Genomic DNA, 11,538 nt, shown 5'->3' on the forward strand with positions numbered 1-11,538 from the left:
CATGCCGTTATCCGCTCATACCAACATTATCAATGCTCTCGCTTTTCAGGTGATTTGGTGGGCAGGAGTACTTGCGGGTAACCAGCTTATCATTATCCCAGTTTTATTGGTGGTTTGGCATTTTGTCGTAAGCCAGCAAAAGAAGTTTGATTTTAAAGTATTAGTAGTCTGTGGCGTGATAGGCATAGCACTTGATACTGTATTAACGTTTACTGGCTTGTTTGAGTTTACTGTCTTCCCATTTTGGTTAGGACTATTGTGGTGCTACTTTGCCATTTCCCTCAATTACAGCCTGGCACTGTTTAATCGACTTCCTATATCCGTACAGGCTCTACTGGGAGGCGTTTTTGGCAGTTTGAGTTATATCGGTGGCGCCAATTTACAGGCTGTGAGCTTGCCAAACGGCACTGTATTTTCGGGGTTGATATTGTTGATGGTCTGGTCACTCATGTTCCCATTATTACTTTGGATTGCTAAAACAATCGGTTTAAAGCATTCACGAGTTGCTTTTGAAAAACTCGTGTAGCAGCTTGGTTAGGAGATAACGCTGATGAAAAGAGTAAACTTAGCGCTTGAAAAATCAGTGCAACCTTCTTTATCAAAGTCTGTTTTGAAGATGCCATTAGTTAAAATGTCATTTTTATTTATGATATCTGCCTTGATATTGAATGAAGCTCGGGCGGATCAACTTGAAAAGACACAAGAGTCTGAGTCGCATTTTTTGACTCAAGATAAGACTCAAGATACGGCTCAAATTAATTTGCAATCATTGTCAGCATTACAAATGGTCGGTGAGGCCGACATGGACTTACTGTGGTTTTCCATTTATAGCGCCAAGTTGATGTCTGTAGACGGTGATTATCAACAAAATCAATTCCCACTCAAGCTTGAAATCCAATATCACAGAGATATCGAAGCAGAAGATCTTATCGAAGCGACTGTAGACCAGTGGCAACATATCGGGATTGCGGAGCAAGATATACCGAGGTTACAGCAACAAATTGAACAAGCTTGGCCAGATGTTAAAGAAGGCGATAAGTTGAGCTTCATGATGCATAACGATGACTTAGGTCAGTTTTATTTCAATGATAACCCCTTGCCACTGATTGAAGAAACTGGCTTTTCGAAAGCATTTTTAGGTATATGGCTATCAGAAAAAACCAGTAGACCTGAATTACGTGAGCAATTAATCGGAGCAAATCAGTAATGACTATGATTAAACAGTTCACCAAGTATTGCCTGTTGCTGGTCAGCTTATTGCTTCTGATGTCGTGTTCTTCAGCCTCGATTGAGGACTATGACAAGACCACTCCTGTATTAGACTTACAAACCTTTTTTGATGGCGAGTTGACCGCCTCAGGCATAGTGCAAGATTATTCTGGCACGGTTACCCGTAAATTTACTGTGACGATGGAAGCCAGTTGGCAGGGTAATAAGGGGGTTATTAATGAATGGTTTATTTATGATGATGGTGAAAAACAAACTCGTATTTGGCAAATAACTGACTTAGGCAACGGCCAATATCAAGGTACAGCAAATGACATTTTGGGCATTGCCGAGGGAGAAGCTAGAGGCAGTGCATTACGCTGGGCTTATGATATGAACTTAGTGGTAGATGACTCTGAGTATGAGGTCCACTTTGATGATTGGATGTTCTTAGTGGATGAAAATACCATCATTAATAAAAGCGATATTATTAAATTTGGTATAACGGTGGCTGAAGTGACTCTAGTCATTCAAAAAGTGAATTAAGCTTAGTTATTCAAAAAGAGAATTAACGATAGTCATTTTAAGAGCGAACTCAGTTTAGCCACCCTTAAAGATGAGCAATTATAACTAATCACTTTTTATAACTAACTACTTTTTTATAACTAATCAGTTTTACAAAAACGGCATTGTTTTCAATGCCGTTTTTGGTTTTGTATTTTAGTGTTTTAATGGTGATTTAAAATCAGCAACTAACCTTTTAACTTGGAATTATCAGGTTGTTTTTTGTCGTAGTACTCAAAGGGAAATACGTTTCTAATCCGTTGAGAAATTTTATCATCAACATTTGCTGAAATATGCAGTCGCACGCCATTGAGTTTTTCTGCTCTCACCGTGCATGTGAGTTTTTCATGTTTGGCAATCGACTTGCATTCTCTTGAAAAACGTTCAGGTATTTTTCCCGAGTGTTTATTGAGTTTGCCGTCTTTAAAATGCATTTCAAAAACCTTTAAACCGCGGGCGCCTGAAAAGATGAGCTTGTAGGCAATAACGAAAAAAACTAAAACAAAGAATACTTTAAACCCTGTTTCAAGCATGCTTAATTCCTTCTATATGACAATATCTATAATATTTAAGATACTCCGCTAATTGAGGAATGCAATTTTATTTATAGCTTTATAATCAAGCTCACACTTGCAATTAAGCCTAGGGCCTGTTGTTCTTTGCTGGTTAAGTTTTGTTCGAAATAAAAGCGTTTTAATCGAGGCGAATGAATTGATGCTTAGTCATCTAAGCAAAGTTCATTCAACAAAGAGTAAAACGCTTTTAGTCGACCCCTTCGGGCAGCGTTTGTTGGTCATTTTTACTGCGTTATCGACTTTTTATGTAGAATAACTACACCACAAAGTCTCTGCCTTGTACAAATGACCGACAATTCGCTGCAAAAACAACCTTGAAAGATCAACAGGCCCTAGTGATATTAAGCGAGATGCTTAGATTTGAATCACTCGATTTATCCTCGTTATCTAAAGAGAAATTCGCTAATATTGAATGAGTTACTTAAGGCCTTAATCCTTAAGTCGAGTTAATGTAAATATCATCAATTTGCCATACCTTATAGGGCCGTCATGCAGCAACTTCGAGATCCAAGCTTATTTCGCCAACAGGCATATATCAACGGTCTGTGGCATCACGCTAATACCGGCAATGTTGAAAACATCGTTAATCCAGCGACAAATGAAACATTGGGTACTGTCCCTGTCATGGCTGAAGAAGAGGCAAACTTTGCGATTACTGCGGCTGATAATGCCTTAACACAATGGCGAGCTAAAACTGCCAAAGAGCGTCAGCAAATATTATTAACTTGGCATCAGTTAATGATTGATAACCGTGATGACCTAGCGTTAATTATGACCTTAGAGCAAGGTAAACCTATAGCAGAGTCGAAAGCTGAAGTCGGCTATGCAGCATCGTTTATTGAATGGTTTGCTGAAGAGGCCAAGCGAGTTTACGGTGAAACGATTCCAGGTCATCAAACAGATAAACGTATAACCGTTATCAAACAGGCCATTGGCGTGACTGCTGCAATTACGCCATGGAATTTTCCATTAGCGATGATTACCCGTAAAGCCGCTCCAGCCCTCGCTGCTGGTTGTAGTATGGTTGTTAAGCCAGCACCAGATACCCCCTTTAGCGCGTTAGCCCTTGCGGAGCTTGCCCATAGAGCAGGTGTGCCAGCAGGTGTGTTTAATGTCATCACTGGAGATGCTAAAGCTATTGGCAATGAGTTGTGTAGTAACAAAGTTATTAGAAAGCTTTCTTTTACAGGGTCAACGGCAGTTGGCATTAAGCTAATGGCGCAATGTGCACCGACAGTTAAGAAGTTATCGTTAGAGCTCGGCGGTAATGCGCCTTTTATCGTATTTAATGATGCAGATATTGATGCCGCAGTGCAGGGAGCGATTCAAGCCAAATTTAGAAATGCTGGCCAAACATGTGTATGTGCAAACAGAATTTATGTGCAATCAGATGTGCTTGAGGTTTTTACCCATAAATTTGTTGCAGCGGTAAAAGCGCTAAAAGTAGGAAATGGTTTAGATAACCAATCAGACATTGGCCCATTAATTAACAACAATGCGCTAGTTAAAGTTGAATCTCATATTCAAAATGCACTTGAACGAGGCGCAGAGTTATTATTGGGCGGAAAAAGAGTTAAATCAGAAGGGATGTATTTTGAGCCCACAGTAATAACGGGTGCGACTCAGGAAATGCTATTAGCATCAGAAGAAACCTTTGGACCACTGGCGCCTATCTTTGAATTTGAATCTGTTGAGCAAGTGATTCAAATGGCTAATGATACTGACTTTGGTCTTGCTGCCTACTTTTATGCTCGTGATATCAGTTTAGTTTATCAAGTCTCTGAAGCGCTCGAGTTTGGCATGGTTGGGGTAAATACGGGATTGATATCAACTGAAGTTGCGCCATTTGGTGGCATTAAATCGTCAGGGCTTGGCCGTGAAGGTTCAAGGCATGGTTTAGATGAGTACCTTGAAATGAAATACGTGTGTTTAGCGGTTTAAATTGATAATTGATGAAAAGCTATTTATGCCTGCTTCAATGTGTTGCATAATTAAACACATCTGAAATAAATCATTGAGTATTATGCTTTTCTCCCCATTAGATATTATTGCGTTAATTTGCTTTTTCCTTTGTTGGATAGGTTATACCTTCTTTGCCCGCAGGAAAGCCAAAACAACCAATTGTATTGCACGTTGCTTACATCAACATCGCATCCATTGGATGGCTGAAGTGATGAAAAAAGAAATCCGTGTAGGGGAAGCCTCTTTACTGGCAAATTTAGAGAGAAATATTGCGTTTTTTGCTTCAACAACCTTACTGGTACTAGCGGGTGTATTGACACTATTTGCCCAGGTTGAGCGTTTAGAAGAAGTGATTAGTTCAATTCCGTTTTCAGCTGAACCTAACCATGCGTTAGTGCAAGTGAAGCTGGCGATGTTGGCGTCAATTTTTGTGTTAGCCTTTTTCCAATTTACTTGGTCTATGCGTCAATATGGTTTTTTGAATGTCATGATTGGTGCTGCACCAATAGATCCTTCTGGAGAAAATAAAAACTTATTGGCTTATTCCCGTCAAATGGCCACTGTAGGCGATCAAGCTGCTCACTCATACAATTACGGCCTAAGATCATATTACTTCTCTATGGCTGCGCTATGCTGGTTCTGGAACCCTATTTTATTGATACTAGCTAGCTTGCTGGTGGTATACACTTTATATCGCCGTGAGTTTAAGTCTCGAGCGGTTAGGGCTATTACTGCAGCGCAAACACACTTAGAAATTGCCCAATCTATAAAAGAGCAGCGCTCAACTGAATCGCTCAGTAAAAATAGCAGCTGAGTATGCTGAATGTCCTATGTTGTATTTCATTATCGCTTCAGTAGATAGCTGTAAGTATGTCATTGAGTGCAAAAGAGTCTTAGCTGACTGCACTTAACTGCAATTTCTGGTGAGGTTTAAAAATAAACTGCTGGAAATTAATGACTGTCGACTGAGTTTAAATGAGACATAACTGCGACGTTTTCCTTGGTATTTTGCGCCATCCATTTTCTCTTGCAGAGTGTCACCAAGGTCAACAACTTCCCCGCTTAAAAAGTCCATCAACTTTACGCCAATGTCTGAGCGTGCTTTATAGCCAAAGGCAATATTATTTTCCGTTTCAGCGAGTGTGAGCAATAGATGCGACAAGAAATCTTCTGTGACATGCTTACCTCCCAAGTAGGTGCTGAGCATATACAAACAACCAGGCTCATGGGCTTGTATCAAATGCTCATGGGTGAGTTGCTGATCTGTAAGCTGGTTTGTTGATAAAGCATCAAAAGTTGCTTCACTGACTTTGATAATAAATATATGCCCAGCTAGCAATCCATTAACTAAATAGAATGTGACCTCTGTGGAGTCGACGTTAGCTAATGACTTGATAAAATCCTTGCTCCATACCTCTCGCCCTTTGGTTAAGTTTGTGTGGTAGTTCGCAATCCAGCCATACATATTTTCGGCTTCATCTGCATTTTTGGTCAATTTATCAAAGCTAATAGTATCTTGGGATATGTAGGGGTGAGCGCCCATTAAATGGTTGTAGTTGAGTTGTTGATCAATCATTTTGAAAAAACTGTCTATGGAAGGGAGCTGCTTTAATTCAAATGCTGCATCGCAAAGCAATTGCTGAGGTTGATCATTAAAAAACTCCATTAATGATACTTGCCTTACGATATTAGGGCTGACTTTTCCTCTCTCCCAACGACTAATTGTCAATGAGTCTAGGTTTTCAAACAGTGTATTGTAAGCTGCGAGTTTTAGAGCCAAAGATTCTTGTGAAAATCCCGCCTCAGATCGCCTAGTCACAATATAGTCAGCAATGTCTTTAAATGTATTCTCACGCATTAGCCAATTCCCGCTTTCGTTATTTGAACACTGAACAAACGACTCATTCCAAGTTAACACCGCTTATTGTTGAATGCACCTTTGTTAAATGGACATTTGAGATTACAAGGTGCTTAGATGACTAGGCATCACTTTATCTACCTCGTTTAAAACGCTTTTATTTCGAGCAAAACTTAACTAGCAAAGATCAGCAGCCTCTAGGCATGGCGAAATATTTTTTTCGTTAGCATGCCCTAATGTGTTCCCTAACAATTTGATTTAATGATGACCAACGAAGCAGCAATGGTTATAAGACATGAAGCCATTACTTAGCTATCAATAAAACTGAGGGTATTAATATGATTAAATCAACCAAGATGATGATGGTAGCAGCGAGTATTACATTATTGAGTGCTTGCGCTAATTCAGGTGCAGTAAATGAAGATGGTAGTGAAAACAGTAACCGTGGTATGAAAACGGGTATCGCAGGTGGGGCAATTCTAGGCTTAGCCATGGGCGCAGCAGCGGGAGATGCTAGTTTGGCTCTTAAAGGCGCAGCAGTTGGTGCAGCTGCAGGTGGTGTTGCTGGGGCGAGTGCTGACTATGCTAATGATCGCGAAGATTACCGCAATGAAAATGCCAGCAAGAGTATCAATATTAATGGCCTGCCTGCTGGTGGTGTAAGTGCAAATGGTCAATCAACGGCTCAGAACAATCAACAACCCGCAACATGGGATAAGTTGGACACATTTAGTGGCCAATGGCAGGTGAATATCTGGGCACTAAATAATGAAGGTGCTCGAATTGAAGCGAATGCAGAAGCTCAAGGTGCATTAGTTAAAACCACAGCAACTCAGCTTACGGTTGATAACCTGACTGTAAACGGTAAAAAGCAAACGTTAGCAGGTAAAGTTGATTTAGCTTATAGCACTGAAGAAGGTTATCAAATTACGACAAACTTTAAAGATAATCAGCCATTAAAGTTTGTGGGTGAAGCAGGCGAAAATGGGCGCTATAGCTACTACCCTGTTAAGGTCAGCGGCGAAAGCTTTTCTGGTAATGACAGAAATAAAATGCGTATTGAACTGAGGTTTGTCGGTCAGGATGTGTTTTTAGTCGACAGCTTTACTCAAATTGATGGCAAAGAAGTACAAATCCAATCTTATCGCTTTACTCGCCAAAGTTAAGTTGCGGATATTGATGCAGTAATAGATACATCAGCTACACAAAAGTGATGAAGCACTTTTTACAAAATCTAGACATGAAAAAGCCGCTTAAATTTCTTTAAGCGGCTTATCAAAATTGGTGGCCCCTCCCAGACTCGAACTGGGGACCTGACGATTATGAGTCGTATGCTCTAACCAACTGAGCTAAGGGGCCGACTTAAGACAGTCGTCACTATCAAAAGCGGAGGGAAGTATACGAAGTTTATTGATACTTGTCACCACTCAATTAGCTAGAAATTCACTTCTTGGTATCGTTTGGTTATCTGTTAAGCAATCAATTAACTATCTGTTGATGATATCGCTGATTTATAACAATAAAAAAGCCCGCTATTAGCGGGCTTTTTGTTTGATAATTCAAACTGAGTCTTACTCGAGTATTTATTACTCGTCTAAGAAAGACTTCAAGATTTCAGAGCGAGAAGGGTGACGTAATTTACGTAACGCTTTTGCTTCAATCTGACGAATACGTTCACGTGTTACGTCAAACTGCTTACCGACTTCTTCAAGTGTATGGTCGGTGTTCATGTCGATACCGAAACGCATACGCAATACTTTAGCTTCACGAGCAGTTAGACCTGCTAATACTTCGTGAGTGGCGTTCTTTAAACTTTCGCTTGTTGCTGAGTCTAAAGGAAGCTCTAAGGTATTATCTTCAATGAAGTCACCTAAGTGCGAATCTTCATCGTCACCAATTGGTGTTTCCATTGAAATTGGTTCTTTAGCGATTTTCAACACTTTAAGAATCTTATCTTCAGGCATTAACATGCGTTCTGATAATTCTTCAGGTGTTGGTTCACGACCCATTTCTTGTAACATTTGACGTGAAATACGATTAAGTTTGTTAATCGTTTCAATCATATGTACTGGAATACGAATTGTACGCGCTTGGTCAGCAATAGAACGTGTAATTGCCTGACGGATCCACCATGTTGCATAAGTTGAGAACTTATAACCACGACGATATTCAAACTTATCTACCGCTTTCATCAGACCGATGTTACCTTCTTGAATCAAATCCAAGAACTGTAAACCACGGTTGGTGTACTTTTTAGCAATCGAAATTACTAGACGTAAGTTTGCTTCAACCATTTCTTTCTTCGCACGACGAGCTCTTGCTTCACCGATTGACATACGACGGTTGATGTCTTTAATTGCACGAATGATTAGACCTGTTTCTTGTTCGATTGCAGCTAATTTAGTGCTACAACGAATCACGTCTTCTTCAACCATTCTCAAGCCTTCAGCGTAAGGCTTGTTACTGTCTTTCTCTGCATGGAACCAAGCTAAATCAGTTTCGTTGCCAGTGAAGAACTTAACAAAGTTTTTCTTCGGCATTTTAGCTTGATCAACACATAATTTTAGAATTAAACGCTCTTGAACACGTACGCGATCCATCATGGTGCGCATGCTTTTTACTAAGCGATCAAACTGTTTAGGAATTAAACGGAATTCTTTAAAGAGTTCGCCGATGACAAATAAAGCACCAATGGCTTCAGGGTGATCACGACCTTTCTTTTCAATTACCGCTAAGCCTTTTTCGTAAGACTCACGTAACTGAGTGAACTTCTCTTTAGCTTCTTCAGGATCTGGACCTTTTGGGCCTTCCTCTTCATCTTCGTCATCGCCGTCATCATCTTCGTCTTCAAGCTCTTCTTCAGATAACTCAGAACCAACGTGTGTAGCTGTCGGTGCTACATCGTCGTCATCTGGGTTTACGAAGCCTGCAATGATGTCGGTTAAACGAAGCTCATCCGCTTCATACTTATCAAATTGCTCAAGAATCATCGCAATGGCTTGCGGGTATTCTGAAACAGAGCTTTGAACCGTATTAATACCTTCTTCAATACGTTTTGCGATGACGATTTCGCCTTCGCGGGTCAATAGCTCAACAGTACCCATTTCACGCATATACATACGTACTGGATCTGTTGTACGACCTAATTCACTCTCTACCGTTGCAAGTGCTGCTGCAGCTTCTTCTGCAGCATCTTCATCGGTGTTGTCCTCAGACATCATAATGTCATCGGCATCTGGCGCTTGTTCGTAAACGCGGATGCCCATGTCATTGATCATCTGGACAATATCTTCAATCTGATCTGAATCGACCATGTCAGCTGGCAAGTGGTCATTGACTTCAGCATAGGTTAAATAACCTTGCTCTTTACCTTTAGCAAGCAACAATTTAAGTTGCGACTGCGGAGTATGCTCCATAGATATCATCCAAGTTGGGGAAACTGAAATAACGACTGGACACCTGCCGAAGCATAAGTGTCAAGCAAATCGTCAATTATAGCTGTATGAACTAAAGTACGCTAGTCCATGACATTGCTTAACTGAACATTTTTAAAATAAAAAATGCAATTATGCGATGCCTTTCATTATTGAAATCAGCTTCGTTAGCTGAATTTTTTCAGCTTTCGTTAGAGTTTGTTTAAGACTCAATTCCTGATAACGCTGTTCAATATATTGATTGTTCAACCAGATCAGGGTTTGTTTAAACTCTTGAACTAAGTTTTCATCCGCCACTTGGTGGTCCCATTGGGCCAATTTTATCAAGGCACTTTTTTGCTCGTGCTCTCGATATATCTCAAGTAGTTGTGCGCTGTTAAACTGTTGTTCGCGAGTTAAATTTAACAAATCAATTAGCAAATCAATGCCAGCAATTTGTAAATGGGCTAATGCAGGTTGGGCGGCTAAGCCATAACCTAAATCAGGTCGTTGTACTAACAAAGCAATGGCTAATCGCAATGGTGTACCGCGCCCTTGTAAGCCCTTTTTATTCATAGGCTGTTGCTGTTTTACGGCAAAACCTAATTTTTTCTTTAGATCGTCTGCGCTGTTCATACCAATCTTATGCGCAAGATTCTCTAATAATAAATTCTGTAAAACGGTATCTTGTACTCGTTCAATCAGTGCAATTGCTTCTTTAGCCAATGCACTCTTATCAGTACCGTATTGATTGGTTAATGTCTCAAATAAAAACGCTGGTAAATCAAGCGCATCAAGCATTAACTTTTCAAAACCATCTTTACCGACTTGGCGAACCATAGTATCTGGATCTTCACCTTGTGGTAAAAACATAAATCTAACCACATCGCCGGGTTTTAATAGCGGAAGGGCAGTTTCTAATGCTCTCCAAGCGGCTTTCTTACCCGCCTTATCGCCGTCATAACAACAAATCACTTCTTTAGCACTACGCACTAAAAGCTGAAATTGTTCAGCAGTTGTTGCCGTACCAAGTGATGCAACAGCGTAGTCTACATCAAATTGAGCAAGTGCAACGACATCCATATAGCCTTCAACAATCAACACTTGTTGAGGGTCACGATGTCTTTGCTTCAATTCATAAAGGCCGTAAAGCTCATTACCCTTATGAAATATGGGCGTTTCTGGAGAATTCAAGTACTTCGGTGTTCCATCGCCTAAAACTCGACCACCAAAGCCAACTACACGACCACGACGGTCACGAATAGGGAACATTAAACGGTCGCGAAAGCGGTCGTAACGTTTACCGTTATCGTTGGCAATCAACATGCCTGCAGTCAGTAATTTGTCTTGTGCTGACTGATTTTGGCGATAGCGACTTAATAGTCCATCCCAACCGTCAGGCGCAAAACCTATCCCAAAGTGCTCAACCACATTGGATGAAAGCCCTCTGAAATCTAAATAATCTAGTACTTTTTGTTTGTCTGAGTGCTGACGTAACTGACTTTGATAAAAGAGGTTAGCTTCTTCCATCAGTTGATATAAGTCGCGGCTCAAACCTTGATCTTTTTTAGGACCTGTACCTTGTTCTCTTGGTACATCCAGTCCTAATTTACCTGCGAGTTCTTCGATGGCATCAACAAATTCAAGCCTATCGTATTCCATAATGAAATCGATGGCATTGCCATGGGCACCACAACCGAAGCAGTGATAAAATTGTTTATCTCGACTGACAGTAAAAGAAGGTGATTTTTCGCTATGAAAAGGACAACATGCAGAGTGATTTTTCCCTGCTTTTTTCAAAGGCACACGATGATCAATTAGATCAACGATGTCGGTGCGAGCTATAAGCTCATTGATAAAGTCACGAGGTATCGCCATATATGCTATAGGTCTCGCATTACCAAGTAGATAAAACAAACAAGCCGYGCATCTTGCGCGGCTTGTTTGTTTTATCTACTTG

10 protein-coding genes and 1 tRNA gene are annotated in these 11,538 nt (G+C 40.4%); 6 read left to right on the plus strand and 5 right to left on the minus strand.

Going from position 1 to position 11,538, the window contains the following annotated elements:
* Nucleotide 1: 1 nt before the first annotated feature.
* The 3 genes from FNZ24_RS06350 to FNZ24_RS06360 are packed head-to-tail and all read left to right on the plus strand — an operon-like array spanning nt 2 to nt 1,752.
* Nucleotides 2-526, plus strand: a complete 525-nt coding sequence (locus FNZ24_RS06350) for a DUF2878 domain-containing protein (RefSeq protein WP_153913622.1) — start codon at nt 2-4, stop codon at nt 524-526.
* A 24-nt stretch (nt 527-550) separates the two neighbouring features.
* Complete coding sequence (locus FNZ24_RS06355; RefSeq protein ID WP_153913623.1) at nt 551-1,207, plus strand: chalcone isomerase family protein; 657 nt, start codon at nt 551-553, stop codon at nt 1,205-1,207.
* On the plus strand, nt 1,207-1,752 hold the full coding sequence (locus tag FNZ24_RS06360; protein ID WP_153913624.1) for a DUF3833 domain-containing protein: 546 nt from the start codon (nt 1,207-1,209) through the stop codon (nt 1,750-1,752). Before FNZ24_RS06355 ends, FNZ24_RS06360 begins: the two co-directional genes overlap by 1 nt.
* A gap of 206 nt (nt 1,753-1,958) precedes the next feature.
* On the opposite strand, the gene FNZ24_RS06365 is transcribed toward FNZ24_RS06360, so the two are convergent.
* The gene (locus FNZ24_RS06365; RefSeq protein WP_153913625.1) at nt 1,959-2,303 is read right to left on the minus strand and encodes a DUF3634 family protein; all 345 of its coding nucleotides are present in this window, start codon (nt 2,301-2,303) and stop codon (nt 1,959-1,961) included.
* Nucleotides 2,304-2,834: 531 nt separating this feature from the next.
* Between FNZ24_RS06365 and FNZ24_RS06370 the strand changes: the two genes are divergently transcribed.
* The gene (locus FNZ24_RS06370; protein WP_153913626.1) at nt 2,835-4,286 is read left to right on the plus strand and encodes an NAD-dependent succinate-semialdehyde dehydrogenase; all 1,452 of its coding nucleotides are present in this window, start codon (nt 2,835-2,837) and stop codon (nt 4,284-4,286) included.
* An 82-nt stretch (nt 4,287-4,368) separates the two neighbouring features.
* Nucleotides 4,369-5,121 (plus strand): DUF599 domain-containing protein, encoded by a 753-nt coding sequence (locus FNZ24_RS06375; RefSeq protein WP_153913627.1) that lies wholly within the window; start codon nt 4,369-4,371, stop codon nt 5,119-5,121.
* 93 nt (nt 5,122-5,214) lie between these two features.
* On the opposite strand, the gene FNZ24_RS06380 is transcribed toward FNZ24_RS06375, so the two are convergent.
* Nucleotides 5,215-6,165, minus strand: a complete 951-nt coding sequence (locus FNZ24_RS06380; protein WP_153913628.1) for a helix-turn-helix domain-containing protein — start codon at nt 6,163-6,165, stop codon at nt 5,215-5,217.
* A 338-nt stretch (nt 6,166-6,503) separates the two neighbouring features.
* Here FNZ24_RS06380 and FNZ24_RS06385 point away from each other — a divergent pair, with 338 nt between their 5' ends.
* Nucleotides 6,504-7,331, plus strand: a complete 828-nt coding sequence (locus FNZ24_RS06385; protein ID WP_153913629.1) for a hypothetical protein — start codon at nt 6,504-6,506, stop codon at nt 7,329-7,331.
* A gap of 116 nt (nt 7,332-7,447) precedes the next feature.
* Here the strand turns inward: FNZ24_RS06385 and FNZ24_RS06390 are convergent.
* From FNZ24_RS06390 to dnaG, 3 genes are all read right to left on the minus strand, one after another.
* Nucleotides 7,448-7,524 (minus strand) — tRNA-Ile (locus FNZ24_RS06390).
* A gap of 227 nt (nt 7,525-7,751) precedes the next feature.
* Nucleotides 7,752-9,581, minus strand: a complete 1,830-nt coding sequence (gene rpoD / locus FNZ24_RS06395) for an RNA polymerase sigma factor RpoD (protein ID WP_153913630.1) — start codon at nt 9,579-9,581, stop codon at nt 7,752-7,754.
* Nucleotides 9,582-9,731: 150 nt separating this feature from the next.
* Complete coding sequence (gene dnaG, locus FNZ24_RS06400; protein WP_153913631.1) at nt 9,732-11,456, minus strand: DNA primase; 1,725 nt, start codon at nt 11,454-11,456, stop codon at nt 9,732-9,734.
* Nucleotides 11,457-11,538: the final 82 nt, after the last annotated feature.

The sequence above is a fragment of the Shewanella sp. TC10 genome, assembly GCF_009663145.1.
GTDB lineage: Bacteria > Pseudomonadota > Gammaproteobacteria > Enterobacterales > Shewanellaceae > Shewanella.